This is a genomic window from Solwaraspora sp. WMMB335, assembly GCF_049179075.1.
In the GTDB taxonomy this organism is placed as follows: domain Bacteria; phylum Actinomycetota; class Actinomycetes; order Mycobacteriales; family Micromonosporaceae; genus Micromonospora_E.
The window spans coordinates 5,253,727-5,278,469 of the sequence record NZ_JBMHMF010000001.1; the positions used below are offsets into that span (position 1 = coordinate 5,253,727).

The 24,743-nt window shown below is 68.6% G+C and carries 29 protein-coding genes and 1 pseudogene; 16 read left to right on the forward strand and 14 right to left on the reverse strand.

Annotation, left to right across the window (positions count from 1 at the left end):
* Positions 1–578: 578 nt before the first annotated feature.
* Positions 579–1,925, reverse strand: coding sequence for an aspartate aminotransferase family protein (locus tag ACN27F_RS22875; RefSeq protein ID WP_421436691.1), 1,347 nt, complete (start codon positions 1,923–1,925; stop codon positions 579–581).
* A 333-nt stretch (positions 1,926–2,258) separates the two neighbouring features.
* Here ACN27F_RS22875 and ACN27F_RS22880 point away from each other — a divergent pair.
* Together ACN27F_RS22880 and ACN27F_RS22885 are read left to right on the forward strand one after the other, a co-directional pair.
* Positions 2,259–3,028: pseudogene (locus ACN27F_RS22880) on the forward strand (helix-turn-helix domain-containing protein).
* The gene (locus ACN27F_RS22885) at positions 3,019–3,204 is read left to right on the forward strand and encodes a DUF397 domain-containing protein (RefSeq protein ID WP_421436693.1); all 186 of its coding nucleotides are present in this window, start codon (positions 3,019–3,021) and stop codon (positions 3,202–3,204) included. Before ACN27F_RS22880 ends, ACN27F_RS22885 begins: the two are co-directional and overlap by 10 nt.
* 46 nt (positions 3,205–3,250) lie before the next feature.
* On the opposite strand, the gene ACN27F_RS22890 is transcribed toward ACN27F_RS22885, so the two are convergent.
* The 3 genes from ACN27F_RS22890 to ACN27F_RS22900 all read right to left on the reverse strand — a co-directional run bounded on the left by ACN27F_RS22890 (position 3,251) and on the right by ACN27F_RS22900 (position 5,086).
* Positions 3,251–3,502 (reverse strand): hypothetical protein, encoded by a 252-nt coding sequence (locus ACN27F_RS22890; RefSeq protein WP_421436696.1) that lies wholly within the window; start codon positions 3,500–3,502, stop codon positions 3,251–3,253.
* Between the two features lie 99 nt (positions 3,503–3,601).
* On the reverse strand, positions 3,602–4,537 hold the full coding sequence (locus ACN27F_RS22895) for an SPFH domain-containing protein (protein WP_421436698.1): 936 nt from the start codon (positions 4,535–4,537) through the stop codon (positions 3,602–3,604).
* Between the two features lie 66 nt (positions 4,538–4,603).
* On the reverse strand, positions 4,604–5,086 hold the full coding sequence (locus tag ACN27F_RS22900; protein WP_421436699.1) for an Lrp/AsnC family transcriptional regulator: 483 nt from the start codon (positions 5,084–5,086) through the stop codon (positions 4,604–4,606).
* A gap of 237 nt (positions 5,087–5,323) precedes the next feature.
* Between ACN27F_RS22900 and ACN27F_RS22905 the strand changes: the two genes are divergently transcribed.
* From ACN27F_RS22905 to speB, 6 genes are read left to right on the forward strand one after another with little or no spacing between them, the layout of a single operon-like run.
* Positions 5,324–6,562, forward strand: coding sequence for an ABC transporter substrate-binding protein (locus ACN27F_RS22905; protein WP_421436702.1), 1,239 nt, complete (start codon positions 5,324–5,326; stop codon positions 6,560–6,562).
* An 11-nt stretch (positions 6,563–6,573) separates the two neighbouring features.
* Positions 6,574–7,791: an ABC transporter ATP-binding protein gene (locus ACN27F_RS22910; RefSeq protein WP_421436704.1), complete on the forward strand. Its 1,218-nt coding sequence runs from the start codon at positions 6,574–6,576 to the stop codon at positions 7,789–7,791.
* Positions 7,788–8,699 (forward strand): ABC transporter permease, encoded by a 912-nt coding sequence (locus tag ACN27F_RS22915; RefSeq protein ID WP_421436707.1) that lies wholly within the window; start codon positions 7,788–7,790, stop codon positions 8,697–8,699. Before ACN27F_RS22910 ends, ACN27F_RS22915 begins: the two co-directional genes overlap by 4 nt.
* On the forward strand, positions 8,696–9,523 hold the full coding sequence (locus ACN27F_RS22920) for an ABC transporter permease (RefSeq protein WP_421436709.1): 828 nt from the start codon (positions 8,696–8,698) through the stop codon (positions 9,521–9,523). The genes ACN27F_RS22915 and ACN27F_RS22920 overlap by 4 nt, the downstream gene beginning before the upstream one ends.
* 15 nt (positions 9,524–9,538) lie before the next feature.
* Positions 9,539–10,786 carry a saccharopine dehydrogenase family protein gene (locus tag ACN27F_RS22925; RefSeq protein WP_421436712.1) on the forward strand — a complete coding sequence of 416 codons (1,248 nt, stop codon included), beginning with the start codon at positions 9,539–9,541 and terminating at the stop codon, positions 10,784–10,786.
* Positions 10,783–11,814 carry an agmatinase gene (speB, locus tag ACN27F_RS22930; protein WP_421436715.1) on the forward strand — a complete coding sequence of 344 codons (1,032 nt, stop codon included), beginning with the start codon at positions 10,783–10,785 and terminating at the stop codon, positions 11,812–11,814. Before ACN27F_RS22925 ends, speB begins: the two co-directional genes overlap by 4 nt.
* Here speB and ACN27F_RS22935 read toward each other — a convergent pair whose 3' ends face one another.
* From ACN27F_RS22935 to ACN27F_RS22945, 3 genes are all read right to left on the reverse strand, one after another.
* A complete protein-coding gene (locus ACN27F_RS22935) occupies positions 11,815–13,251 on the reverse strand; it encodes a gamma-aminobutyraldehyde dehydrogenase (RefSeq protein WP_421436718.1) in 1,437 nt (478 codons plus the stop codon).
* A gap of 151 nt (positions 13,252–13,402) precedes the next feature.
* Complete coding sequence (locus tag ACN27F_RS22940) at positions 13,403–13,690, reverse strand: CopG family transcriptional regulator (RefSeq protein ID WP_421436720.1); 288 nt, start codon at positions 13,688–13,690, stop codon at positions 13,403–13,405.
* Positions 13,687–13,962, reverse strand: coding sequence for a hypothetical protein (locus tag ACN27F_RS22945; protein ID WP_421436722.1), 276 nt, complete (start codon positions 13,960–13,962; stop codon positions 13,687–13,689). The genes ACN27F_RS22940 and ACN27F_RS22945 overlap by 4 nt, the downstream gene beginning before the upstream one ends.
* A gap of 336 nt (positions 13,963–14,298) precedes the next feature.
* On the opposite strand from ACN27F_RS22945, the gene ACN27F_RS22950 reads away from it, so the two are divergent.
* Positions 14,299–14,505, forward strand: coding sequence for a hypothetical protein (locus tag ACN27F_RS22950; RefSeq protein WP_421436724.1), 207 nt, complete (start codon positions 14,299–14,301; stop codon positions 14,503–14,505).
* Between the two features lie 30 nt (positions 14,506–14,535).
* Here the strand turns inward: ACN27F_RS22950 and ACN27F_RS22955 are convergent, their stop codons facing one another.
* Positions 14,536–14,790, reverse strand: a complete 255-nt coding sequence (locus ACN27F_RS22955; RefSeq protein ID WP_421436727.1) for a hypothetical protein — start codon at positions 14,788–14,790, stop codon at positions 14,536–14,538.
* Positions 14,791–15,223: 433 nt separating this feature from the next.
* Positions 15,224–15,400 (reverse strand): hypothetical protein, encoded by a 177-nt coding sequence (locus tag ACN27F_RS22960; protein WP_421436728.1) that lies wholly within the window; start codon positions 15,398–15,400, stop codon positions 15,224–15,226.
* A gap of 359 nt (positions 15,401–15,759) precedes the next feature.
* On the opposite strand from ACN27F_RS22960, the gene ACN27F_RS22965 reads away from it, so the two are divergent.
* Positions 15,760–15,882 carry a hypothetical protein gene (locus ACN27F_RS22965; protein WP_421436731.1) on the forward strand — a complete coding sequence of 41 codons (123 nt, stop codon included), beginning with the start codon at positions 15,760–15,762 and terminating at the stop codon, positions 15,880–15,882.
* Positions 15,883–16,121: 239 nt separating this feature from the next.
* Here the strand turns inward: ACN27F_RS22965 and ACN27F_RS22970 are convergent, their stop codons facing one another.
* Positions 16,122–16,541 carry a VOC family protein gene (locus tag ACN27F_RS22970; protein WP_421436733.1) on the reverse strand — a complete coding sequence of 140 codons (420 nt, stop codon included), beginning with the start codon at positions 16,539–16,541 and terminating at the stop codon, positions 16,122–16,124.
* A 224-nt stretch (positions 16,542–16,765) separates the two neighbouring features.
* Between ACN27F_RS22970 and ACN27F_RS22975 the strand changes: the two genes are divergently transcribed.
* On the forward strand, positions 16,766–16,993 hold the full coding sequence (locus ACN27F_RS22975; RefSeq protein WP_421436735.1) for a hypothetical protein: 228 nt from the start codon (positions 16,766–16,768) through the stop codon (positions 16,991–16,993).
* Between the two features lie 80 nt (positions 16,994–17,073).
* On the opposite strand, the gene ACN27F_RS22980 is transcribed toward ACN27F_RS22975, so the two are convergent.
* Positions 17,074–17,841 carry a hypothetical protein gene (locus tag ACN27F_RS22980; RefSeq protein ID WP_421436736.1) on the reverse strand — a complete coding sequence of 256 codons (768 nt, stop codon included), beginning with the start codon at positions 17,839–17,841 and terminating at the stop codon, positions 17,074–17,076.
* Between the two features lie 720 nt (positions 17,842–18,561).
* On the opposite strand from ACN27F_RS22980, the gene ACN27F_RS22985 reads away from it, so the two are divergent.
* Positions 18,562–19,560 carry a helix-turn-helix domain-containing protein gene (locus tag ACN27F_RS22985; RefSeq protein WP_421436738.1) on the forward strand — a complete coding sequence of 333 codons (999 nt, stop codon included), beginning with the start codon at positions 18,562–18,564 and terminating at the stop codon, positions 19,558–19,560.
* Between the two features lie 333 nt (positions 19,561–19,893).
* Here the strand turns inward: ACN27F_RS22985 and ACN27F_RS22990 are convergent, their stop codons facing one another.
* Together ACN27F_RS22990 and ACN27F_RS22995 are read right to left on the reverse strand one after the other, a co-directional pair.
* The gene (locus ACN27F_RS22990) at positions 19,894–20,082 is read right to left on the reverse strand and encodes a DUF397 domain-containing protein (RefSeq protein WP_421436739.1); all 189 of its coding nucleotides are present in this window, start codon (positions 20,080–20,082) and stop codon (positions 19,894–19,896) included.
* On the reverse strand, positions 20,069–20,845 hold the full coding sequence (locus ACN27F_RS22995) for a helix-turn-helix domain-containing protein (RefSeq protein ID WP_421436741.1): 777 nt from the start codon (positions 20,843–20,845) through the stop codon (positions 20,069–20,071). The genes ACN27F_RS22990 and ACN27F_RS22995 overlap by 14 nt, the downstream gene beginning before the upstream one ends.
* Positions 20,846–21,035: 190 nt before the next feature.
* Here ACN27F_RS22995 and ACN27F_RS23000 point away from each other — a divergent pair, with 190 nt between their 5' ends.
* Together ACN27F_RS23000 and ACN27F_RS23005 are read left to right on the forward strand one after the other, a co-directional pair.
* Positions 21,036–21,278, forward strand: coding sequence for a hypothetical protein (locus ACN27F_RS23000; protein ID WP_421436743.1), 243 nt, complete (start codon positions 21,036–21,038; stop codon positions 21,276–21,278).
* A 283-nt stretch (positions 21,279–21,561) separates the two neighbouring features.
* Positions 21,562–23,058 carry an aldehyde dehydrogenase family protein gene (locus tag ACN27F_RS23005; RefSeq protein ID WP_421436745.1) on the forward strand — a complete coding sequence of 499 codons (1,497 nt, stop codon included), beginning with the start codon at positions 21,562–21,564 and terminating at the stop codon, positions 23,056–23,058.
* A gap of 21 nt (positions 23,059–23,079) precedes the next feature.
* Here ACN27F_RS23005 and ACN27F_RS23010 read toward each other — a convergent pair whose 3' ends face one another.
* The gene (locus tag ACN27F_RS23010) at positions 23,080–23,382 is read right to left on the reverse strand and encodes a hypothetical protein (RefSeq protein WP_421436746.1); all 303 of its coding nucleotides are present in this window, start codon (positions 23,380–23,382) and stop codon (positions 23,080–23,082) included.
* A 166-nt stretch (positions 23,383–23,548) separates the two neighbouring features.
* On the opposite strand from ACN27F_RS23010, the gene ACN27F_RS23015 reads away from it, so the two are divergent.
* Together ACN27F_RS23015 and ACN27F_RS23020 are read left to right on the forward strand one after the other, a co-directional pair.
* The gene (locus tag ACN27F_RS23015) at positions 23,549–24,409 is read left to right on the forward strand and encodes a helix-turn-helix domain-containing protein (protein WP_421436748.1); all 861 of its coding nucleotides are present in this window, start codon (positions 23,549–23,551) and stop codon (positions 24,407–24,409) included.
* A gap of 54 nt (positions 24,410–24,463) precedes the next feature.
* Positions 24,464–24,667: a DUF397 domain-containing protein gene (locus ACN27F_RS23020; RefSeq protein ID WP_421436751.1), complete on the forward strand. Its 204-nt coding sequence runs from the start codon at positions 24,464–24,466 to the stop codon at positions 24,665–24,667.
* Positions 24,668–24,743 lie beyond the last annotated feature (76 nt).

Here is a 24,743-nt window from a genome sequence, read left to right on the forward strand (position 1 = left end):
CGCCATACCCGTCGACTCGCACACCCCTGCCGACCGCAGGGGCTCATCAGCGACCGATCCAGCGGTCCAGCAGTGCCGCCCACCGCGACGGCCGGCCGCACCGGTGACCCCACCCAGGGCAGCGCCGTCAGATCGCTGTCCACGCCCCGGATCAGGTCGGCGTCGGCGAGGGTACGCCCGGCCAGGTTGGCCGTGCTCACGCCGTCGCCGACGTAGCCACCCGCCCAGCCCAGTCCGGAGTCCCGGTCCAACCCGACCGAGGCAGTTGCGCCCGGACGCACCGTGCCCGGCGGTCTCCTTTTCCAGGACCACGATCTGCAGCGACGGATCGGCCAAAGCCAGGTAGCGCCGTCCACAGGCCGGTGTAGCCGGCGCCGACGATGGCCACGTCGGCGATCCGGTCCCCGTCGAGCGCCGGCTGCGGCGTCAACTCGTCGCCAGCGGTGGCCGTCCAGTACGACACGTCCCGGTACGCAACGCCCGCCCACCCCACTCACCCTCGACGATCTTGGGCTGGTTGGGAAGATATGTCGGATTTTCCGTACGATAAGTCCAAGATCGCCGGGAGTGATCGGAGGTTACAGGCGCTGCCAGGCTTCGGTGAGGACGGTGCGCAGGATGCGTTCGATCTCGTCGAACTCGGCTTGGCCGGCGATCAGCGGCGGAGCGAGCTGCACCACCGGATCGCCCCGGTCATCCGCCCGGCAGTACAGGCCGGCCTCGAACAGCGCGCCGGACAGGAAGCCGCGCAACAACCGCTCCGACTCGGCATCGTCGAAGCTCTCCCGGGTCGCCCTGTCCTTGACCAACTCGATGCCGTAGAAGTAGCCGTCCCCGCGGATGTCTCCGACGATCGGCAGGTCGTACAGCTTCTCCAGGGTGGCCCGGAATCCGCCCTCGTTGGCCCGTACGTGCCCGACCAGATCCTCGCGGGCGAAGACGTCCAGATTGGCCAGGGCGACCGCACAGGAGACCGGGTGCCCGGCGAAGGTGATTCCGTGGGCGAACGACGCGGCACCGGTGAGGAACGGTTCCATCAGCTTGTCGGCGGCGATCATCGCGCCGAGCGGCGAGTAGCCGGAGGTGATCCCCTTGGCGGTGGTGATGATGTCCGGGCGGTAGCCGTAGCGCTGCGCGCCGAAGTAGGCGCCGAGCCGGCCCCACGAGCAGATCACCTCGTCGGAGACGAGCAGCACGTCGTACGCGTCGCAGATCTCGCGTACCCGCTCGAAGTAACCCGGCGGCGGCGGGAAGCAGCCGCCCGCGTTCTGCACCGGCTCCAGGAACACGGCGGCGACCGTGTCCGGGCCCTCGCGTTCGATCGCCCGGCCGATCTCGTCGGCCGCCCACCGCCCGAACGCCGCCGGGTCGTCGCCGTGCTCCGGTGCCCGGTAGAAGTTGGTGTTCGGCACCTTGATCCCGCCGGGGACCAGTGGCTCGAAGTCGGCCTTGATGCCGGGCAGCCCAGTGATCGACAGCGCACCCATCGTGGTGCCGTGGTAGGCGATGTGGCGACTGACCACCTTGTGCTTGGTGGGCTTGCCGACCCGCTTGAAGTAGGCGCGGGCCAGCTTCCAGGCCGACTCCACCGCCTCGGAGCCGCCGGTGGTGAAGAAGACCCGGTTGAGGTCGCCGGGGGCGAGCGCGGCGATCCGCTCGGCCAGCTCGATCGCCGTCGGGTGGGCGTACGACCAGATCGGGAAGTACGCCAGCTCGCCGGCCTGCTTGGCGGCGGCCTCGGCCAGCTCGGTGCGGCCGTGGCCGGCGTTGACCACGAACAGCCCGGCCAGCCCGTCCAGGTAGCGGCGCCCCTCGCTGTCCCAGATGTACGCGCCCTCGCCGCGCACGATGGTCGGCACGGGCGTCTCCCGGTAGCTCGACATCCGGGTGAAGTGCATCCAGAGGTGGTCGGTCGGGTTGCCCATGTCGTGGCCCCATCGCGTCGGCAGCACCGGCGCCCGCGCAGACGCCGTCCTGACTACGGTTATCGCACAGACCCGCCGCTACCTGCAAGGTTCACGAGATCATCAGTGGCGTTCACCTACGGTTTGAGCAATCTGAACAGACTACAACGACGAAATCCGCATCCGGGGGCGAGCCGCTCGGTCGTCGGGACGTGTCAAGGGCGTTTCGACAGACGTTCCGATCCGGCGTCAGACGTCCGGAACCGACCCGCCGCCGCGCCCCCACCGCCGCCGGATTTCTCCGTAGGGTCGATCGCGAACCACCGATGTGGACGCCACGAGTGAGGTGCGCCGATGAACGAGGTGCTGCGGGTCGCGCTGGCCCGGTCCGGACACACCGTCGAGTCGCTGGCCGAGCGGATCCAGGTCGACCCGAAATCGGTGAGCAGATGGATCGCCAAGGGGCGGGTGCCGCACCCGCGCAACCGGCACCTGACGGCGGTGGCGCTCGGCATGGATCCCGCCGAGCTGTGGCCGGACCCGTACCGGCACCGGGGCAAGGCCTGGTTCCGGCCGTGGGAGGAGATCGAACGGGAGGCGGTCGCGCTGCGCTCGTACGAACCGCTCGTCGTGCCCGGCCTGCTGCAGATTGAGGGGTACGCGCGGGCGATGCTGCACGTCGGCGGGGTGAACACCGCCGACGAGGTGGAGCGGATCGTGGTTACCCGACTGGAGCGTCAGACGATCCTGACCGGGCCGCGCCCGCCGTTTCGGTCGCGGTCATCGACGAGGTGGTGCTGCGTCGCCTGGTCGCCGACCGGGCGGTGATGCACGACCAGCTGCGGCACCTGACCGCACTGACCGAGCGCCACCCACACGTGCAGATCCGGGTGATCCCGGCCAGTGTGCCCTGGCACACCGGGCTGGCCGGCCCGTTCGTGCTCGCCCGGCTCGCCGACGGCCACGAGTTCGCCTACCTGGACAACCAGTTGCGCGGCGAGATCCACGCCGCCCACGACGACATTGCCACGCTGGGCCGGCGGTGGGACAGTGTCAGCGGAGAGGCACTCCCGCGCGAGGCATCGATCGACCTGATCAAGGAAGTGGCGCAATCATGGACCTGACCGGCGCCCGGTGGCGTACGTCGACCCGCAGCAGCAACAACGGCGGAAACTGTGTCGAGGTGGCGGACAACCTGCCGGGGCGGGTGCTGGTCCGTGACTCCAAGGACCGGGTCGGCGGCGTGCTCGCCTTCGACCCGGCCGCCTGGCAGGCCTTCGTCGCCACCCGCCGCCCCTGACGAAGGCGTTAGGCGCCGGCTGGCGCGGGTAGATTCCGTTCGCGCCCTACGGGCAGGGGTGTATACCGGTGGTGAAAAAGGGAGTGCTCACGCCAGAGAGATGGTTCCAGTCCCGGTCGGGGCACCTGCCTTTCCACCGGGTGCCGACCTGCGTGGTGTGGCTGCTGTCCGAGTAGTAGCTGGTGATGTGAAGGTAGTACTCGGGTGGGAGGGCCTGTGCCGGAGCGTTGGTAGCGACCAGAGTGGTGGCCACCATGAGCAGCGTTGCGGCCAACGCGTTGCGGACGAAGGTCAGCATCGTTTGGGTCCCTTCTGGATGATCGACCCCTGGTAGTCAAACCATAGCAACCCGTAGATGAGTGCGGTGAAGATCCGACAAACGCTGCACGGAGCCCGGTCAGTCGGTGGTCGTCGGGCGGCCGGGGTTGAGGTCGACGCTGCCGCCGGCCGGCACCGGTACGAAGGTCGGGCAGCCCTTCGCGGTCTCGTCGGTCAGGCAGCGCTGGAACACCTCGTAGAGCACGTACGCGTCCGGGCCGAGCACCTCGACGAGCTGGCGGATCTGCTTGAGCTTCTCCTCGACGGTGGCGTTCTGCTCGGTGACCGCCCGCCGCTCGGTGATCGCCACCTGCACCGCCGCCAGACCGTCGACCAACTCCTGACGGGGCGTCGGCTTCTGCAGGGTCAGGTTGAACTGTAGGAAGTACGCCCGGCCGCCGGTGGTCGCCTGCACCGCCGCGCCCAGGTCCTCGTTGATCGCCGTCTCGAACGCGGCGCGGGTGGCAGGGTCGTTGTAGAGCGCCAACCAGTCGTACTTCTGTGCCTCGGTGGTCATCGCCCGCTGCAGCGGATGCCCGATGTAGAAGCGCAGCATCTCCAGCCACCGGTCGGTGGTGCGCCCGTCGCCGTCCATCACCGGTTGGAACTTCAGCCCGATCTCCTCGTGGAACTCACGTAGCATCCCGCCGTCGTCGTCGCACGAGGTGTCCAGGTGGAAGGTCAGCCCGCCGGAGACGGTCAGCTCCTGGTTGTCCTTCGACACCACCACGAACGGCGGCGACTCGGAATTCTCGACGCCGGTGAAGTCGAACGTGCGCTGGCCGGCCGGGTAGACGTAGTACTTCTCGCCCGGCCCGTCCCAGGCGCGGTTGTTCTGGGTGACGCACTCCTGGTAGGTGGTGCTGGAGAACGCCCCGGCGTCGTAGTGCAACGCCACCTGGTCGGACTCGGTGCTGATCGTGGTGCAGCCGGTCACGGCCAGCACCAGCAGCGCCGCGAGGCCGGCCCCCGCGACTGCCCGTCGTGCGCGGGTGTGCACCCGTCCCTGCCGCATATCGACTCCCGTTCCCTCGTCGCCTGGCGTCAGGGTAGGGAAGGCATGCAACAAACCGGACGAACGTTACGCGGTGCCCCAGGTGTAGGTCTGCTTGCGCAGCTTGAGGTAAACGAACGCCTCGGTGGAGGCGACACCCTCGACCGAGCGCAGCCGCTGCAGGATCTCCAGCAGGTGGTCGTCGTTGCGGCAGACCACCTCGGTGAGTAGGTCGAACGAGCCGGCGGTGATCACCACGTAGTCGACCTCGTCGAGCTCGGCGAGCCGGTCGGCGACCGCTTCCAGGTCCCCGGTGGTACGCAGCCCGATCATCGCCTGCCGGGGGAAACCGAGCTGCAGTGGGTCGGTGACCGCGACGATCTGCATGACTCCGGCGTCGAGCAGCCGCTGCACGCGCTGGCGTACCGCCGCCTCGGAAAGCCCGACCGCCTTGCCGATGCTGGCGTACGGCCGCCGCCCGTCCTCCTGCAGCTGCTCGATGATCTGTTTGGCCACGTCGTCGAGGACGACGTGGCCGGATCCGCCACCGCTGTATTGCCGTGTACCCATCCGGGTCTCCCCGTTCGCCGAAGTCGGTGCATTATTCACTGCAGGTGGTACGCCGCCGAGACGGCCGGTGTTAAGAGTCTGAGTCTGGCGTATTTCGTCGCCAATCGCGAGCCACGCAACGGAATCCCTTGTGATGCGCTCTAGCGCATGTCAGGATCGTCGTCTGATCGGTGCACACACTACGCCACCTCGCTTCGGGCCCGTGTCGACCGGCCCGCACCCCTTCAGGAGCCGTACATGCGCAGCCGCCTCCGCCCCCCGCCCTCCGCGCCGGCCGCCACTCTGCTGTCCACTCTCGGCGTGGGGGCGTCCCTCACCCGGCGCAACCTGGTCCGGGGCGCCGCCGCCTCCGGCGGGCTGCTGCTTACCGGTGGTGTCCTCGCCGCCTGCGGCACCCCGGCCGCCCAGCAGACCGAGGAGAGCTGCGTCAGCGAAGACCTGTCCGGCAGCGAGCAGGTGATCAACTTCTCGAACTGGCCGCAGTACGTCGACGTCGACGCCGAGGACGAGAGCCGCCGGCCGACCCTCGAAGCCTTTCAGGAAATCACCGGCATCGAGGTCATCTACACCGAGGACATCAACGACAACAACGAGTTCTTCGGCAAGGTGCAGAACCAGCTGTCGTCCTGCCAGCCCACCGGCCGCGACGTCATGGTGCTCACCGACTGGCTGGCCGCCCGGATGATCCGGCTCGGCTGGGTGCAGCAGCTCGACAAGGCGAACCTGCCCAACGTCACCGCCAACGTGCTGCCCTCGCTGCGCGCCCGTCCCTTCGATCCGGACGACTCGTACGCCGTGCCGTGGCAGTCCGGGCTGACCGGCATCGCGTACAACGGCACCGTCACCGACGAGGTACGCACCATCGACGACCTACTCACCAGGGCCGACCTCAAGGGCCGGGTGACCGCGTTGACCGAGATGCGCGACACCATGGGGCTGCTGCTGCAGTCGAACGGGCACGACCCGGCCGACTTCACCGAAGCCCAGTTCGACGACGCCCTCGAAAAGCTGCGTCAGGCGGTCGCCGATGGGCAGATCCGCCGGTTCACCGGCAACGACTACGCCGCCGACCTGGCCCGTGGCGACGTCGCCGCCTGCATCGGCTGGTCCGGCGACGTCATCCAGCTGTCCGCCGAGGACCCGGCCATCGTCTTCCAGGCACCGGAGTCCGGGTTGATCCTGTTTTCCGACAACATGCAGGTGCCGAACCGGGCTGCGCACAAGGCCAACGCCGAGAAACTGATGGACTACTACTACGATCCGGCGGTCGCCGCCGAGGTCGCCGCGTACGTCAACTTCATCTGCCCGGTGGTCGGCGCCCAGGAGGCGATGACCGCGATCGATCCGGAACTGGCCGAGAACCCGCTGATCTTCCCCGACGAGGCGATGCTCGCCCGGTCCGCCGTGTTCATGGCGCTGACCGAGGAGCAGGAACGTACGTACGAGCAGAAGTTCCAGCAGGTCATCGGGGCCTGAGGCGGGCACGGATGGCGAACGACCCGCCCGCCGGCGACCTGCGCCTGGCGGAGCTGACCAAGCGGTTCGGCCCGTTCACCGCGGTGGACGAGCTGAACCTGACCATCCCGCAGGGGGCGTTCTTCGCCCTGCTCGGTGCCTCCGGTTGTGGCAAGACCACCACCCTGCGGATGGTCGCCGGGCTGGAGCAGCCCACCAGCGGTCGGGTGTTGCTGGGCGGGCGGGACATCACGCGGCTGCGGCCGTACCGCCGGCCGGTGAACACGGTCTTCCAGAGCTACGCACTCTTTCCACACCTGAGCATCTTCGACAACGTCGCCTTCGGGCTGCGCCGACGCGGTATCCGCGACGTCCGTACCCAGGTCGAGCAGATGCTCGCCCTGGTGCAACTCGACGGCTTCGGCCCGCGCCGCCCGCAGCAGCTCTCCGGCGGGCAGCAGCAGCGGGTGGCGCTGGCCCGCGCGTTGATCAACCACCCGCAGGTGCTGCTGCTCGACGAACCGCTCGGTGCCCTCGACCTGAAACTGCGCCGGCAGATGCAGATCGAGCTCAAACGCATCCAGACCGAGGTCGGCATCACCTTCGTACACGTCACCCACGACCAGGAGGAGGCCATGACGATGGCCGACACGGTCGCGGTGATGAACGCCGGCCGGATCGAGCAGCTCGGCCCGCCCGCGCAGATGTACGAGTACCCGGCCACCGCGTTCGTGGCCAACTTCCTCGGCCAGTCGAACCTGCTGGCCGGCGAGGTCACCGGCCGCAGCGGCGACGAGGTGCTGGTCAGCGCGTACGGGTCGCGGTTCACGGTGCCGGCGAGCCGGTCCCGGTCCGCCGACGGCCCGGTCCACCTCGGGGTACGCCCGGAAAAGCTGGCTCTGGCCCGCGACGTCGGCGCGGTACCGGCCGGTGCGCAGTCGGTCACCGGCGTGGTCACCGACCTGGCCTACCTCGGGGTCAGCACCCAGTACCAGGTGCGCACCGGCTGGGGCACCGAGCTGAGCGTGTTCAGCCCGAACAGCGGCGCCGGAGCCGGTAGTGGTGCCGGTGCCGGCGGCGGTGCTGGAACCGGCGGTGCCGGCGGGCTGCTGCCGGTCGGCGCCGATGTGGTCGCGTACTGGCAGCCGGCGCATGCCTTTCTGCTCGCCCGTGAACCGGGCGCCGGCGACCGGACCACCCCACTGCTCGACGACGAACCGGTCACCTCAGACGAATCAGTCATCTCGTGAGCGTCCTCGCACACATCGGCGGGGGAGCGGGCAAGCCACCGGCACCGGCACCGGGGGCCCGGCGCCGCAACCGGCTGCTGCCGTACCTGTTGCTGCTGCCCGGCGGGGCGTGGCTGATCCTGTTCTTCGCGGTGCCGGCGTTCCAACTCGCCGCCACCAGCCTCTACGACCCGACCGGCTCACTCGCCACCGGGTACGCGATGACCTGGTCGTTCGGCAACTACCCGGACGCGCTGTCGGCGTACTGGACGCAGTTCGGCCGGGGCTTCCTCTACGCCGGTGTCGCCACGGTCATCGCGGTGCTGCTCGGCTACCCCCTGGCGTACGCGATCGCGCAGCGGGCCGGCCGGTGGAAGAACCTGATGCTGGTCTGTGTCGTGGCCCCGATGTTCACCAGCTTCCTGGTGCGCACCCTGGCCTGGAAGACGATCCTGTCGGAGAACGGCTGGCTGGTCGGTCTGCTGCAGGACCTGCGGCTGCTCGCCGACGACGGGCGGCTGCTGTTCACCCCGGTCGCGGTGGTGCTCGGGCTGACGTACAACTTCCTGCCGTTCATGGTGCTGCCGCTGTACGCGAGCCTGGAGCGGCTCGACCCCCGGCTGCTGGAGGCGGCCAGCGACCTGTACGCGAGTCCGGTGCGGGCCTTCTGGCGGGTGACCCTGCCGCTGTCGCTGCCCGGCCTGGTCGCCGGCACCCTGCTCACCTTCATCCCGGCGTCCGGCGACTACATCAACGCCCGGCTGCTCGGCACCCCCAACGAGTACATGATCGGCAACGTGATCGACTCGGCGTTCCTGGTGCGGTTGGACTACCCGCAGGCCGCGGCGCTGTCGTTCCTGCTGATGGCGGCGATCCTGATCATCGTGTCGGTCTACGTCCGGCGGGCCGGCACGGAGGAGGTGCTGTGACGGGTACGCGATTCGGCCTACGCTTCGGTCGGTGGCTGGCCGAGCACTGGGTGCTCGGTGCCGGTCTGCTGGTGCTCGGCTATCTGCTGCTACCGGTCGCGGTGGTGGCCGCGCTGTCGTTCAACCGGCCGTCCAGCCGGTTGTCGTACGACTTCAACGAGTTCACCCTGGACAACTGGCGCCAGCCCTGCGCCACCAGCGAGATGTGCGACGCGGTGCTGCGCAGCGTACAGATCGGGTTCCTGGCCACCGCCGGGGCGACCATTCTCGGCACCGCGATGGCGTTCGCGCTGGTCCGGCACCGGTTCCGCGGCCGGTCCGCGATCAACCTGCTGATCTTCCTACCGATGGCCACGCCGGAGCTGGTGATGGGCTCGTCGCTGCTGACCCTGTTCGTGGCCGGCGCGGTGCCGCTGGGCTTCTGGACCGTGGTGATCGCCCACGTGATGTTCTGCCTGAGCTTCGTGGTGGTGACCGTGAAGGCGCGGCTGACCGGCATGGACACCCGCCTGGAAGAAGCGGCGATGGACCTGTACGCGAGCGAGTGGCAGACGTTCCGCCGGATCACCCTGCCGCTGGTGCTGCCCGGCATCGTCGCCGCCGCGCTGCTCGCCTTTTCGCTGTCGTTCGACGACTTCATCGTCACCAACTTCAACTCCGGCACCACGGTGACCTTCCCGATGTACGTGTGGGGTGCTGCCCAGCGCGGTATCCCGCCGCAGGTCAATGTGATCGGCACGGCGATGTTCGTGGTCGCGGTGCTGCTGGTGGTGCTCGGCGGCACGGTCGGGCGCAGCCGCCGGGCCGGCGTCGGCGTCGGCTGATCGCAGGGGGCGGCGATGCGGATCCTGTTGGTAGGCGCTGGTGGTGTCGGCTCGGCGGCGGTGTCGATCGCCGCCCGCCGGGACTTCTTCGACGCGCTCGTGGTTGCCGACCACGACACCGCCCGGGCGCAGCGCGCGGTCACCGCCTGTGGCGGTGACCGCCGGTTCGTCGCCGCCACCGTCGACGCGTCGTCGGCCGACGAGGTCACCGCGCTGTGCCGTGAACACCGGATCACCCATGTCCTGAACGCGGTCGACCCCCGCTTCGTCATGCCGATCTTCGACGGCGCGTACGCAGCCGGGGCCGACTACCTGGACATGGCGATGTCGCTGTCCGCGCCGCACCCGGACCGGCCGCACGCCGAGTGCGGGGTCAAGCTCGGCGACGCCCAGTTCGCCGCCGCTTCCCGCTGGGCGGACGCCGGCCGGTTGGCGCTGGTCGGTATCGGTGTCGAGCCGGGCCTGTCCGACGTGTTCGCCCGACACGCCGCCGACACGCTGTTCGCCTCGATCGACCAGATCGGGGTACGCGACGGCGCCAACCTGACCGTCGACGGCTACGACTTCGCCCCGTCGTTCTCCATCTGGACCACCATCGAGGAGTGCCTCAACCCGCCGGTGATCTGGGAGGCCGGGCGCGGCTGGTACACCACGGCGCCGTTCAGCGAGCCGGAGGTGTTCGACTTTCCGGCCGGCATCGGCCCGGTCGAGTGCGTCAACGTGGAGCATGAGGAGGTGCTGCTGATCCCGCGTTGGGTGCGGGCACGGCGGGTTACCTTCAAGTACGGTCTCGGTGCCGAGTTCATCGATGTACTCAAGACGCTGCACAGGCTGGGCCTGGACTCGACCCGTCCGGTGCGCGCCGGCGGTGTGCGGGTCGCCCCGCGCGACGTGGTCGCCGCCTGCCTGCCCGACCCGGCCACCCTCGGCGACCGGATGCGCGGCAGGACCTGCGCCGGCACCTGGGTGACCGGACTGTCCACCTCGGGCGAGCCACGCGAGGTCTACCTTTACCATGTGGTGGACAACGAGTGGTCGATGGCCGAATACGGCCACCAGGCGGTGGTCTGGCAGACAGCGATCAATCCGGTGGTCGCGTTGGAGCTGCTGGCCGCCGGCAGCTGGTCCGGCACCGGAGTGCTCGGCCCGGAGGCGTTCCCGGCGCGACCGTTCCTCGACCTGCTGACCGGGTACGGCTCGCCGTGGGGTCTGCGGGACAGCCTGGCCGTAGGCACCCCGTCACGACCGGCGGCACCGGCATGACCGGGCGATACGGGGCGATGTACGGACCGGACCTGACCTTCCTCGGCGTACCGCCCTGCGACCTGGCCGATCCCACCAGCTTCGCCGGCGCGGACGTGGTGGTCGTCGGCGCGCCGTTCGACGGCGGCACCTCGCACCGTCCCGGCACCCGGTTCGGCCCGGCGGCGTTGCGCCAGGCCTGCTACCTGCCGCACGACGGGTCCCGGCCGTCGCTGGCGCTGCGCGTGGACGCGCTGCGCGACCTGCGCGTGCGCGACGCCGGGGACGTGGAGATGTTCGCCGGGGACATCGAACGGTCGCTGGGCTCGCTCGAATCCGCCGTGTACGCGGTGGCCCGTGCCGGGGCGATCCCGGTGGTGCTCGGCGGCGACCACTCGATCGCCCTGCCGGACGCCACCGGGGTGGCCCGGCACCTGGGCTTCGGCAACGTGTCGCTGGTCCACTTCGACGCGCACGCCGACACCGGGGACATCGAGTTCGGCTCCCTGTACGGGCACGGCCAGCCGATGCGCCGGCTGATCGAGTCCGGGGCGGTACGCGGCGACCGGTTCCTGCAGATCGGGCTGCGCGGCTACTGGCCGGGTCCGGACACCCTGGCCTGGATGGCCGGGCAGCGGATGCGCTCGTACGAGATGACCGAGATCGTGGCCCGTGGCCTGGACGTGTGCCTGGCCGAGGCGGGCCGGACCGCAGTGGACGGCTGCGCCGGGGTGTTCCTGTCGGTCGACGTGGACGTGGTGGATCCGGGGATGGCGCCGGGCACCGGCACCCCGGAGCCGGGCGGGCTGACCAGCCGGCAGCTGCTCGACGCGGTCCGGCGCTGCTGCTACGACCTGCCGGTGGTCGGCGTCGAGGTGGTCGAGGTGTCACCGCCGTACGATCAGGCGGAGGTCACCGCGTACCTGGGCAACCGGGTGGTGCTGGAGGCACTGTCGGCGATCGCCCGGCGACGCCGCGACGCCGCCGCTGGCGGCCCGCCGTGGGATCCGACCCAGCCGTTGCTCGACGGTCGCGGCGCAGGGGCCTAGTCAGTCCTCGATCGCGTGCATGACGTGCTTGACCCGGGTGTAGTCCTCCAGGCCGTACATGGACAGGTCCTTGCCGTGGCCGGAGTGCTTGAAACCGCCGTGCGGCATCTCGGAGACGAACGGGATGTGGGTGTTGACCCAGACGCAACCGAAGTCGAGCCGGCGGGTCATCCGCATCGCCCGGCCATGGTCGCGGGTCCACACCGAGGCGGACAGGCCGTAGCGGACCCCGTTGGCCCACCGGACCGCCTCGTCCTCGTCGGTGAAGCGCTGCACGGTGATCACCGGGCCGAAGACCTCGTCCTGGATGATCTCGTCCGGCTGGCGAACTCCGGAGACGACGGTCGGGGCGTAGAAGTAGCCCCGGTCGCCGACGCGTGCGCCGCCCGTGTGCAGCCGCGCGTGTTCCGGCAGCCGGTCGACGAAACCGGTCACCCGGCCCAGTTGGTCGACGTTGTTCAGCGGTCCGTACGCCACGTCCGGCTCGTCCGGCGGCCCGGTCCTCGTGGAGCGTGCCTGCTCGGTGAGCGCCGCCACGAAGTCGTCGTGTACGCCAGGCCCGGCCAGCACCCGGGTCGCCGCCGTGCAGTCCTGCCCGGCGTTGAAGTAGCCGGCCCCGGCGATGGCCTCGGCCGCCGCCGCCACGTCCGCGTCGTCGAAGATGACCACCGGTGCCTTGCCACCCAGCTCCAGGTGGGTGCGCTTGAGGTCGGGCGCGGCAGCGGCGGCCACCTCCATGCCGGCCCGGGTCGAGCCGGTGATGGACACGAACTCCGGGGTCGGGTGGGCGACCAGCGCGCGGCCGGTGTCGCGGTCGCCGCAGACCACGTTGAACACCCCCGGCGGCAGGAACTCGGCGGCGATCTCGGCCAGCAGGAGGGTGGACAGCGGGGTGGTGTCGGACGGCTTGAGCACGACCGTGTTGCCGGCCGCCAGCGCCGGGGCGACCTTCCAGACCGCCATCATCAGCGGGTAGTTCCAGGGGGTCACCTGGGCACAGACCCCGATCGGCTCCCGCCGTACGTACGAGGTGTGCCCGGCCAGGTACTCGCCGGCGGACTTGCCCTCCAGCACCCGGGCCGCGCCGGCGAAGAACCGGAACTGGTCGACGCAGGGCGGCAGCTCCTCGTCGGCGGTCAACTGGCGCGGCTTGCCGGTGTTGCGGACCTCGGCGTCGACCAGGTCGGCGGCGCGCGCCTCGACCGCGTCGGCGAGCTTGAGCAGGGCCAGCTGCCGCTGCGCCGGGGTGGTGTCCCGCCAGCTGCCGAAGGCGGCGGCCGCCGCTGACATGGCCCGGTCGACGTCGGCCGGGCCGGAGACCGGGGCGTGGGCGAACACCTCGCCGGTGCACGGGTCGATCAGGTCCTGGTAGCCGCCGTCGACCGGTTCGACATACTCGCCGTCGACGAAGTTGCGCAACGTCTGCTTGTCGGTCATCGTTCGGCGCTCCCGCACGTCGGGCCGGATCAGGTCAGGATGAGGTATCCGCCAGCTATGAGCCATCTTCGCGACCGAAATCGCGGCAGACAAGGGGTACGGCGACTGTTTCCGTTCCTGCCGTCCGTCGCAGTCGAGGACGGCGCTGGGCTCAGGCGGTTTCGTTGGTGTGCCGGGCGAGGAACTCGTCGATCGCTTGACGAATGAGCCCCGACCGGCCGCCCTTGTCGTTGCCGGCAAGTTCGTCCAGCCGCCGAACTGCCGTCGCGGACAGTCGAACTCCAGTCACGATCATCGGCACGCTCTCCGGAGACGGCGCAGGGCCCAGATCTGGACCCCTGGAGGCGTCGCGTAGCAACTCCGAGATGTCGCCTCCCCGGTCGAAGTACGCCACCAACTCCTCGCGGCTCATCGTCCGTGGATCACGGCTCGCGCTCATCGTGTTCCCTCCATCCACTGCTTGACCTCCTCAGGAGTAGCTGGCCGTGCCGCCAAGATCGGGTAGCTGCTGACCTTTCCGACCCGCTCGCACAGCACCGCGATCACCCTGGCGGTGTCAGCCAGGCCTGCCACCGCCAGCAGTAGCGTCCCGATGTGGTTCTCGATCCGCTGCGGCGAGTAGAGCGCCTCGACCATTTCTCGCTCGCAGACGCCGTGCCGTGCCGCGCTGGCCTTGCCGGCCTCCGTCCACCCGTACTCTCGCGCTCCCACGGCACCAGCGTACAACGCGTAAAACGCCGGAGTCGGCAGCTCGGCATCGAGGTCATCGCCGAGGCGGTCGGCCGGAACCCGGCACCCGTACCTTTTGTCGGCGAACCCGCGACAGCAGCTGGATACCTGTCCAGTAGCCGCTCATCGGCGCGGTGGATGTTGCCGATCGGCTTCCTTCGTTGGTTGAGTTACCCCGACGGGGGTCCTGGCGTGACTGGACGGTCTACTCGGGCAGCCGGCCCCGGCTCGGGTTGGTCTGCGCGCTACCGTCTGCGTATATCGCGGCGGCGCGCTTCAAGATCCGCAGCCCAGTTCTGAACAGCACGAGGAGACACGATGACCGACGCCACCAGCGACGCCGATCCCACCGCAGACGCCGAAGCGGGAACCGAGGAGCAGCCGCAGCCCTTCGAGAACCGGGCGGCACGCCGGTCCAAGGGCAAGGCCACCACCAACCACACCTCGGGTACCGCGAGCCGAATCCACGGCCGTTCCGGCACGGTGCAGAGCCCTCGCCAGTACGGCAACCGTCGAAGCGGCTGATCCTCGGACCTCCTGGGCGCCGGATCGAGATCACTGGTAGGGCGGGTAGAAGCGTCGGAAGACCAGGGGGCGAAACAGTAGGATGAGGGCGGTGATCGCCCCGCCGACGAGCAGCGGTGGCCCGTACGTGTCGCTCAGGGAGACCCAGGTTGGCACGAGCTCGAACCGGAGCGCGGCGTTGTCTGAGTCGTCGAGGTCCCCCGTGACGGATCCCCGGCCGTCGATCAGCAGCAGGCCGCAGAACAGCGCGAACGGAGCGGCCAGGGTGCAGGTCGTGTCTGACAAGGAAGCGAAGGGCGAGATCTTCCAGTCCGTTTCGGTTGGCGGCATCCGCCGGAGACACGTCGTCGGCGTACACTGTGTCCCAGTTTGGGATCTTGTAGAGGGTCTCGCCGTTCGGAGGAGCAGGCTGAACGCAAGTACCCCGACCGCGATCGGCGGGGCGAACACAGACCAACGCGCGGGCGACGGCATCGCGCTCTTGTCCGGGTGACCTGCTCTCCTGTGGAACATTCGACGGACCATACGCAGAACGGTATCGACCACCACACCCACGCCTGGCGCGTCCCGGACCGTCGAGCCGGCTGGCCTGGGCAGGACGCCGCCATCGGCACCTACCTCCGATGGCGCAGCCGACGCGCGCAGCCGAAGACCGGATTCGCCGCCGGTTCCAAGATCCGCCACCTGGAGTACCCGTTCACAGCTAACTGACGAGGCACTAGGCGTCGCAGGTCCAGGTAGTGTCTGTTGCGATCGCGATGACTTCGTCGAGGCGTACCTGGGCCTGGGTCAGCGCGGCGATCTGCTCCTCCAGCCGCTCCCGCTCGGCGTCCAGGAGAGCCTGTGAACGAGGTACGCAGTCGGCCTCGAGCAGCGGTAGCAGGTCGGCGAGCACCCGGCTGGACAGGCCTGAGCCTGCCGGAAATCTACGCCTGGCTGGCCACCACCCCGCTGATCCCGACTTCGGCCGCCACGACCGAGCGTCAACCGGCCGGCTTCCAGCTCACGACCTCGGCCTAACTGGTCGGACAGTGGGGCGCCCTGTGCCCACCAGCGCTGCAAAACATCCGCCATTCGATACGTTCAGGCGTCAGCGGCCATCACCGAAATCACCGTCGGTGGCGAGCGTCTCGCGGCGGAAGAGTGCGCAGGCCAGGTCCATGTCCGATGTCCGGCACTGCATTATCTGGCCGCGCCGCTCGATAGCAGGGACAGCGTTCGTCATCGACCGCCAAGGATTTTCTAGGTCACGGCATGGAGGAGGACCTGGCGGTGCTCGTGGTCGGCGGCACCGGAGTGACCTGGTTTCTCGGCACGGTGAAAGGCACCCTTGCCGGGACACCGTTCCTCGCCCGGGTTCGCTACACGCGCACATAAATCCTCGATGAGGAAAAGGGATGGCGCCTGATCGCGGCACATGCCAGCCTCGCCGACCCGGACACCGCCACGGGCGGGTGACCGGACAACGCATCGCCCCAGTCCGAGAACGCGCCGACCGCGAGCGCGGCCCGGGTACGCAAGATCACGTGCACGCTCATGGACACGTCCGGAAGCCGGCGGCCAGCACCGCCCTCACCCACGGTGACGATCGGTTCGCGGCAGATCCGTACGTTGGCCTACCCCGAGCCGACGAGGATACAGAACGGATGTCCCTCCGGGTCGGCGAGAACGTAGAGGGGCTCCTCTGAATCCTGGGTGCGGTCGTAAAGCAAGCTGGCTCCGAGCTGCTCGGCTCGTCGACGGTGTCGCTCCAGCTCATTGACGGTGGGTACACGGAGATCCAGGTGCATCTGCTTCGGAACGTTGTGTGACGGCCAGGTCGGCCGCGCCAATGTAGGCACCTGTTGAAAGGCAAGCTTGCGGTTGCCGTTGCCGTCGACCAGGACGAGCCAGTCTTCGTCATCGGTGGTCCCGTCAGCCGGAGGTTCGTCACCAGGGCGGTATTGCAGTCCGAGGAACTCCCGGTAGAACTCAGCGAGGGCCCGGGCGTCGGTGGCGTCCAGGGCGGTGTGCATGAGAACCGGATAGTCGGACACTGACGACGCCTCCTCATAGTGCTGGCCCTGTCATCACACCACGAAATCGACGAGCGAACATCCAGACATCGGCCCACACGTCCGAGCGTCCTCGCGGCTGTCCGTGCCAAGGTCGGCGGCTACCGAAGGTGATGGAGGTGCCAACACCAGCGCGCGACCGGCGGCATGTGCGGGCGTCCGCTGTGCGGGTGCGGGCATTCCGTCCAGCCTGGGATGCTCGGCGTATGGGTGATCAACCACCGGAGGGATACGTTGAGCCGATCTCGGTATGGCTCGTGGAGTTCCTCGACGGCCGCCAGCCGGGCGGACGGTTCCAAGCGGGAGCCTTCACGACGGAAGAAGAGGCGCAACGGCTCCTGGATGCCTTGGGGCAAGCTGGCGGCTATGAAGAGCTCTGCATCAACGTGGTGCCAGTTCACGCCCGGCTGGAGGACTGGGACTGGGACCGCTGAGTGTCCCGCTCGCGGCATGAGCGTGCACGTAATCGAGGGTGTGCAGCTACCCGTAGCCTGGTCGGAGGCAGCGGCTGTAGTTAGATAAGCGCCGTGGCCACAGCCGGCAGGACATCGGCCAGGTTGCACAACCTCACACGGTCGGCATGCGTGGCGGTGAAGGTGTGCAGGGCGATCGGGTGCGGGCCGTAGCGATCCTGATAACGGGTGCGTAGGTGCTGGGACGAGCGGGACAGCAGGTTGGCGACCGGTGTGGTGCTGGTGCGGAGGAAACGCAGTGGTTCCTCGCCCGCGACCCACAATTCCGGACGGCGGCCTGAGTCGTCGAGAGCAAGGTGTACGAGGTCGGCGGTCAGGGTTCGTTTACGCATCATGTCGCCGCCAGACCAGACTGCGACCTTGAACTCGGCGATGCGCAGGTTCGTCTCCAGGTCGTAGGGCCGTGATCTGTCGTTGCCGGGGCCGAGAGATGGCCGGTTGGTCACGGTCTCGCCATCTTCAAGGATTACCGGGAGCGCGAGCGAGATCACTGCGGCGTGGATGACATCGCTGACCCGTCCGACATCGCGTCGGACGATCAGGGCTGCCTTCAGTAGATTCTCGGTGATCCCGGCTGTGGTGGTCACGGCGGCGACCGTGTGCCGGTCGGCGTTGACGAGCCGGTGTTCCAGGGTGCTGACGCCGTCGGTCAAGGGACTGCCGCGCAGGAAAGAGACCAGGGTGGTGAACGCGGCACCGGCCTGTTCGGCGCTGGTGGGGGGCGTCGGACGTGTCCGCAGCGCCGCGCCAAGGGCGCGGGACGGCGTGACCTGCAACGGGCTGGTGGTGAACCCGAGCCGGGCCAGCACCGAGCGAGCGGTCTGTGAGGTGAACCGCTTACGGACGATGCCGGAGCATGCCTCCAGCGCCTGCTTGACGGGAAAGCGGGTGCCATCGACGTCCACCCAGTGCGTCAGCACCTGCTAGGGAGCACGGTCGCGCAGACGCGCGACGACCGTACTCCGGTCGAGGTCGACCATGTCGCCGTCGATCTTGAACTGCATCGCTGATCTCCTGTCGAACACCGGGACAATAGCGGGAGTTTCGTCGCGGCGGTACGGCCGACATCAGCCGGCATGGGCTGCCGCATGGCACGTCCACCGGCATCCCAGATCTGAGACCGGCTGCACCTGTATGCATGGAACCGACCGGGCAGCGGCAGATCCGGCCGCCGTCGGGTCGACCATCATGACTGAATGTAGTTGATCGTTGCGGAGCAAGCTCCGTCGCGAGCCGCAGCCGCGTCGCAGATGTCGATAGCTGCCGTGTACTCGGTGGCGTACTCAGCTCTGCATTCGAAGCCGTACGCCGACAGGCGTTGCTGGGGTGATGGTCGCAGACCGACAAGGGTCGCCGGGAGAGGGAGAGCAGGTGCCACGGTGGCCGGGGTTCGTATGCCGAGTGGCGGACGGGGCATCAAGTCCGTGAACGTGCGCTGTCAGTCAATGACAGGTGCCGCCGCTGTTGGCATCCTGGTTGTCGAGGCGGACCGCCAACGCATCGGTTCTCGCTTCTAGAGAGGACGATCAATGCGCGAGGTGTACAACACTGACCGTATGCCGCCTGGTCAGCAGTTTGACCGCATGCGGCAGGCCATCGAGCAACTGCCGATGCCGCTGCGGGTGGTTGGCCAGCCGTCAACCCATCTTCAGGCAGTAGTGAAGATCGCGAACCTCGGCCAGGTGGGCGTGACGTTTCTGGACTCGCGTTCAGACCGTCCGTTGCAGTTACGGCGTACTCATCGGCTCATCAGGAAGTCTGACCCGGAGGAATACCGGCTTGTGTTGAGCCTCCACGGGCGGCTGACGTGCCAGCAGGGCGACCACGAAACCCGGTTCAAAGCCGAGGAAGTAGCGCTGTTCGACACCTCTCAGCCGCTCGCCTGGTACCGGGACGGCGGAACACGACCGTGGCAGGCGTTCATCGTCAGCGTTCCGCGCACGGCGCTCACGGGAGCAGCGAGGCGGGCCAAGCCTCTGTTGTGTAGGACCTTGCCGGTCCACCGGCGCCTGCGTGTCCAGCTCCGCTGCTGGCTCGGCGAGATCGTCGCGCGGAAGGCAATATTCGAGCAGATAGAGTCGGAGGAAGGCGGTGCTCTCATCAGTCTGCTCAACGGGTTACTGGCCGGTGAAGGTGACCAAGGATGGTTCAATAGTCTGACGTCCGAGATTGTGGCCATGCGGGCGAAGTCAGCAATCCTGGAGGACCTTGGCAGCCTGGATATGCGCCCATCTCGAATCGCGGCGGCCATCGGCGTCAGCCCTCGATCTTTACACAAGCACGTCGGTGCCACTGGCCAGTCTACGGTCATGGGACTTGTGAGCGCGTACCGGCTCGAGCAAATCTATCGGGACATCATCGAATCGAGCGAGGACGGCGCCTCCATCGCCAGCATTGGCAGGAGATGGGGGTATCCCGATCCTGCGCACCTGAACCGCAGTTTCTTTAGACGGTATCGGGTCAACCCGGGCAGTTTGCGGCCTACGCGGCCCGGATCGGATCGAGGGAGCCAGGATGGCAGACGATGACAGAGAGCGACGTGACCCCCGCTTGTCGCGGATCTATGCATGGGTGGCTTTCCTCGCTGCGGTCACATCACTGGTGACCGCCCTGGACAGGATTCGGTCATGGTAGGCAAATAAAGTCGTCTATGGCCGGCGGCGGCACGGGCGTGTGGCCGCTTCCAGATACAGAAAAATGGCTCGCTTGATCGGACGCACTCAACTCGGCAGATCCGGAAGCCGAGGATCGGCAGGCTGGGCGACTTGCCGTCACGCAAGGTTACTGAGCTGGCTTTGCCGAAGGCCCTACCCGGGTAGGGCCGGCGCTCTCTGGTTGCCCTGTCGGGGCTGGGAGTCGGCTCAGTGGTGCTGCTTGGCCAGCTCGACGAACGAGGACCATGCGGACGGGCCGAAGGTCAGCGTGCCGCCGTCGCGGTCCTTGGTGTCCCGGACCAGGACCCGGCCGGGCAGGTTGTCGGCCACCTCGACACAGTTGCTTACACCGCCCGATTTTGTGGATTTGCGCCATACGGGGCTACTTGTGTTCATCGATCAACCTTAGAATCAAGTCTCGGCTTTGGGTAGTCGATAAAGAGAGCTCATTGATGGCTTCCCAAGCCCACTCTAGTTCGATGATGTCGGCAGCGGTGCTGGCTGGCCTGCCGCGTAGTTGGTCGTCCAGGTAGGCAATCCGGCGGCCGTCGGCCAGGGTTGCCAACGAGAGCGGCCCACCGAGGCCAGGGTGAAGGCTCAGGCCACGGTCCGGCACGACCCGTATGCGGACGTTCGGTTGGTGGCCGGCGTCGACCAGGTGGGCAAGCTGGTCTTTGAGAACCTCTCGCGACCCCTGATGCAGGGCAGCCTCGCCGATCAGGCAGGACAGCTCTACCGGCTCCTCGCGGTCGAAGACCGCTGCCTGTCGGCCAAGGCGTGTCCTGACCAGATCGTCAACCCTGTTCTTGTTCGCTGGCACGGAGGCGAACAGCTCGCGCATGTACGGCTCGCGTTGTAGCAAACCCGGGATGATCGACAAATCCCAGCATCGCAGCAACATCGCGCGGCGTTCGTGCTCGGCCCAGGAGCGTAGCCACGGCCGTTGGTCTCCCCGGGCCTCGTCCGATAGCTTCTGGACCTGCCTCCCGGAGTCCAGCACCTGGTCCAGTGCCTTCGCAGTGTCCTCCTTAGGCACCAGCCGGCCCGTCTCGAAGCTGGCGATCAGCGACTTGGACACGCGCAGCGCCTTTGCCAACTGCGTCTGGTTCATGTGTCGCGACAGCCGGAGCTGACGGAGCTCTGACGGAAGTTCACTCATGACTATCACCTCGAATACAACCGGAGTGGCAGCTATCTCAACCGAGTTCATCTTCCACTGACGCCCGCCGATAGGCCAGGGTGAAAACGAGATTCCGAGTCGGGTAGTCGAAAGGACTGTGGATGTTGGGGCCCGAAGCGGTTATCGGGGCGTCCGACGTGGCCCATGAGCAGGCGCACTGGATAGCCGGTTGATCAGGACGCCGGAGCCGAAGCCCGAAGTGCTGGTGATCGGTCGGGAGGCGAGCGTTCAGTTCGCCGGCGGCCGTGGCTTCCGACTCCGGGTCATCTCGGTGGACCGGAAGCAGACGTACGACGGCTGGTACTGGCTGGCCGGATATGTGATCGACCGAGAGGGTAATGCCGCCGATCGGCGGGAGATGTTCGTCCAGCGCCGTGGGCTTTATCGACTGCCCGCGCGTACGAAATCCTGAGTATTGATCAAGGAGAGAAGATGATCACCGAAATGTGGCGTGACTGGTGGCTGCGCTGGCTGGACTGGCGTTCTGGCCGGTCGACCGCGTCCCCGGCGGTTGGAAGCGCTGTGCCGGGAGCAGACAGCGCTCCGGCGTCGCCGACTCGACGACAACCGGGGACACCGCTGGTTGACCGAGGCGACGATGCTGGTCCCGACGACGCGACCGCTGATGACGTACGCCCAGCAGCTCGGCTACCGGCTGCCACGCAGCGCATCCTGACCTGGCCTAGGCTGGCGGGATGGAGCACGCCGCCGACCGTACCGATCGGAAGCCGTTCTGGCTGGCGGGTGAGCCGGCGCACGGTGACGAGCCGCTGGCCGTGCACCACCCGTACGACGGCCACCTGGTCGGGCGGACCAGCCACGCCACGCCCGACCAGGTCGAACGGGCGGTCGTCGCCGCACACCGGGTGGCCGCCGAGGCGGCCGCGCTGCCCGCGTACCGCCGGGCCGCCGCGCTGGACCACATCAGTGCGCGGATCGCGCAGCGGGCCGAGGAGATCGCCCGGCTGATCACCGCCGAGAGCGGCAAACCGATCAAGTGGGCGCGGGCCGAGGTGAGTCGGGCGGTCTCCACGTTCCGGTGGGCCGCCGAGGAGGCCCGCCGGTTCTCCGGCGACCTGCAGCGACTCGACACCGACCCGGCGGCCGCCGGGCGCCTCGCCGTGGTCCGCCGGGTGCCGCGCGGTCCGGTGCTGGGCATCTCGCCGTTCAATTTTCCGCTCAACCTGGTCGCGCACAAGGTTGCCCCGGCGATCGCGGTCGGCGCGCCGATCGTGGTCAAGCCGGCTCCGGCGACCCCGCTGACCGCGCTGCTGCTCGGCGAGCTGATCGCCGAGGTCACCGAGCCGCCCGCAGCGCAGGGCGAGCCGGGCAGCGGACTGCCCGCCGGCATGGTCTCGGTGCTGCCGGTGCCGAACGATCGGGCCGGTGAGCTGGTCGCCGACCCCCGACTGCCGGTGGTGTCGTTCACCGGGTCCGGTCCGGTCGGCGCGCGGATCCGCCGGTCCGTGCCGGACAAGCACGTCACCCTGGAGCTGGGCGGCAACGCCGCCGCGGTGATCTGTGAGGACTGGGCCGGCGACGAGGAGTTGACCTGGGCGGCGCAACGGATCGCCACCTTCGCCAACTACCAGGCCGGGCAGAGCTGCATCGCGGTGCAGCGGGTGTACGTGCACGAATGGCTCTACGACGGCTTCCTGCCCCGACTCGTCGACGCCGTGCGGCGGCTGCGGATCGGCGACCCGGCCGACGACGCCACCGACGTCGGGCCGCTGATCAACGAGGACGCCGCCAAGCGGGTCGAGTCCTGGGTGGACGACGCGGCGGCTGCCGGGGCGCACGTCGACGTCGGCGGCCGTCGCGACGGCGCGACGTACACGCCGACGGTGCTTACCGGGGTGCCGGCCGGCGCGAAGGTGCTCACCGAGGAGGTCTTCGGCCCGGTGCTCGTCGTGGACCGGGTGGAGAACGACGAGGCCGGCTTCGCGGCGGTCAACGACTCGGCGTACGGGCTGCAGGCCGGCGTGTTCACCCACCGCCTGCAGACCGCGTTCACCGCCCACCGGGTGCTGCAGGTCGGCGGGGTGATCGTCGGTGATGTGCCGTCGTACCGGGCCGACCAGATGCCGTACGGCGGGGTGAAGGGCAGCGGTGTCGGCCGCGAAGGCGTGCGCAGCGCGATGGACGACTACACCGAGCCGCGGGTGATGGTCCTCACCGGACTCGACCTCTGACCGCCACCGTCCGCCGGTCGGTCACGCGACGGCGAGCAGATCGGCGCCGATCATCGGTGCCCAGAACCGGCTCGCCGAGGCGAGATCGTTGCACCAGGTCATCCCGTTGCCGGTGTCGCCGGTGCGCACGATCAGGACCTCGCCGTCCGGCATGGCGAACGCCCAACCGATCACCTCGCTGACCGGCTCGATGTCGTCTGCGCCGTTGGCGTCATCGCTGTCGTCGTAGGTGAAGCGGCACAGTGCGAACACCTTCGGTGCCCGGTCGAGCAGCACCGCCTCCAAACGGATCGCAGCGGGTACGGCACGGGTCTCGTCGCTCACGGTCGACCTCGATTCGAGAGCAGTGACAGTCGGTGATGCAATAGTGTCGACTGGCAAACGTGCCATGCAAGTGCATCTAGTTGCGCTATCTGAACAATTGGTGGCTGACATTGCACCATACGTGAGTGAGACTGATGTCCATGCATCAACCAATGGGAGGTGTCTGATGGTCGTCGGATCGCCGCCGACGGTGCGTCGCCGGCAGCTCGGCCGCGAACTGCGTGCCCTGCGGGAGGCGTCCGGCCTGCTCGCCGAGCAGGTCGCCGCCGAGGTCCGGTGCTCGTCCGCCCGGATCAGCCGGATCGAGACGGCCCGGGTCCGGATCTCTCCCGGCACCGTCCACGAGCTACTCGACGTCTACGGCGTGCAGGGCCCCGAGCGGCAGCGGCTGGTCGCCCTCGCCCGCCAGGCCCAGGAGACCGGCTGGTGGCAGGAGTACAGCGAGCGCCTCACCTGGGAGTATTCCACGCTGATCGCTCTGGAGAACGACGCCGCCGAGCTGCGTTGGTTCGAGCCCTCCGTCCTACCCGGACTGGTGCAGACCGAGGAGTACGCCCGGACCGTCATCGGCAAGACGCTGCCCGGTCACAGCACCGAGGTGATCGAGGAGAAGGTCGGCGTACGGATGGCCCGGCAACGGGTGTTGACCCGTGACACGGATCCGGTGCGGCTGTGGGCCGTCCTCGACGAGGCCGTGCTGCGCCGGGTGGTCGGCGGGCCGGAGCTGATGCACCGGCAACTGCGTCAGCTCGTCGAAACGGCCGCGCTGTCGACCGTACGACTGCAGGTCCTGCCCTTCAGCCGCGGTGCCTCCGCCTGCATCACCGGACCGTTCACCGTGCTGACCTTCCCGGAGACCGCCGACGCCGACGTCGTCTACGTCGAGAACGAGGCCGGTGACCTCTACGTGGAGAAGCCGGCCGGCGTGGACCGCTATAACCTTGTCTTCGACGACCTGCGGGCCGACGCGCTCGGCTGCGACGACAGCCGGGCGTTCATCGCCGAGATCGCCGACGGGCTGAGCTGACCCGGAGCCGATGACCCGGGCCGAGCTGACGCGGAGCGGACAAGGAGACGCGCGATGTCCAGAGCAGACTTCACCGGCGCGAGGTGGCGCAAGAGCAGCCGCAGCGGCGGCAACGGCAGCTGTGTCGAAGTCGCCGTCGCCGACCGGCTCGTCGGCGTGCGCGACTCCAAGGATCCGGCCAGCCCGGTGCTCGTCTTCGCCGCGACCGACTTCGCCCGATTCGTCACCGCAGCGCGCGGCACCGGCTTCCGGCACTGATCGCGGCCTCAGCCGACGGCGGGTAGCCTGTCGCGCGGCGGCGTCCGAGGCGCGGGTGCCGGCGGCGCGGGAGGCG

Bases quoted from the DNA above. Each gene is read 5' to 3' on its own strand.
- ACN27F_RS22875 (WP_421436691.1), bottom strand. From the start codon at position 1,925: ATGGGCAACCCGACCGACCACCTCTGGATGCACTTCACCCGGATGTCG.
- ACN27F_RS22885 (WP_421436693.1), top strand. From the start codon at position 3,019: ATGGACCTGACCGGCGCCCGGTGGCGTACGTCGACCCGCAGCAGCAAC.
- ACN27F_RS22890 (WP_421436696.1), bottom strand. From the start codon at position 3,502: ATGCTGACCTTCGTCCGCAACGCGTTGGCCGCAACGCTGCTCATGGTG.
- ACN27F_RS22895 (WP_421436698.1), bottom strand. From the start codon at position 4,537: ATGCGGCAGGGACGGGTGCACACCCGCGCACGACGGGCAGTCGCGGGG.
- ACN27F_RS22900 (WP_421436699.1), bottom strand. From the start codon at position 5,086: ATGGGTACACGGCAATACAGCGGTGGCGGATCCGGCCACGTCGTCCTC.
- ACN27F_RS22905 (WP_421436702.1), top strand. From the start codon at position 5,324: ATGCGCAGCCGCCTCCGCCCCCCGCCCTCCGCGCCGGCCGCCACTCTG.
- ACN27F_RS22910 (WP_421436704.1), top strand. From the start codon at position 6,574: ATGGCGAACGACCCGCCCGCCGGCGACCTGCGCCTGGCGGAGCTGACC.
- ACN27F_RS22925 (WP_421436712.1), top strand. From the start codon at position 9,539: ATGCGGATCCTGTTGGTAGGCGCTGGTGGTGTCGGCTCGGCGGCGGTG.
- speB (WP_421436715.1), top strand. From the start codon at position 10,783: ATGACCGGGCGATACGGGGCGATGTACGGACCGGACCTGACCTTCCTC.
- ACN27F_RS22935 (WP_421436718.1), bottom strand. From the start codon at position 13,251: ATGACCGACAAGCAGACGTTGCGCAACTTCGTCGACGGCGAGTATGTC.
- ACN27F_RS22940 (WP_421436720.1), bottom strand. From the start codon at position 13,690: ATGAGCGCGAGCCGTGATCCACGGACGATGAGCCGCGAGGAGTTGGTG.
- ACN27F_RS22950 (WP_421436724.1), top strand. From the start codon at position 14,299: ATGACCGACGCCACCAGCGACGCCGATCCCACCGCAGACGCCGAAGCG.
- ACN27F_RS22965 (WP_421436731.1), top strand. From the start codon at position 15,760: ATGGAGGAGGACCTGGCGGTGCTCGTGGTCGGCGGCACCGGAGTGACC.
- ACN27F_RS22975 (WP_421436735.1), top strand. From the start codon at position 16,766: ATGGGTGATCAACCACCGGAGGGATACGTTGAGCCGATCTCGGTATGG.
- ACN27F_RS22985 (WP_421436738.1), top strand. From the start codon at position 18,562: ATGCGCGAGGTGTACAACACTGACCGTATGCCGCCTGGTCAGCAGTTT.
- ACN27F_RS22990 (WP_421436739.1), bottom strand. From the start codon at position 20,082: ATGAACACAAGTAGCCCCGTATGGCGCAAATCCACAAAATCGGGCGGT.
- ACN27F_RS22995 (WP_421436741.1), bottom strand. From the start codon at position 20,845: ATGAGTGAACTTCCGTCAGAGCTCCGTCAGCTCCGGCTGTCGCGACAC.
- ACN27F_RS23005 (WP_421436745.1), top strand. From the start codon at position 21,562: ATGGAGCACGCCGCCGACCGTACCGATCGGAAGCCGTTCTGGCTGGCG.
- ACN27F_RS23015 (WP_421436748.1), top strand. From the start codon at position 23,549: ATGGTCGTCGGATCGCCGCCGACGGTGCGTCGCCGGCAGCTCGGCCGC.
- ACN27F_RS23020 (WP_421436751.1), top strand. From the start codon at position 24,464: ATGTCCAGAGCAGACTTCACCGGCGCGAGGTGGCGCAAGAGCAGCCGC.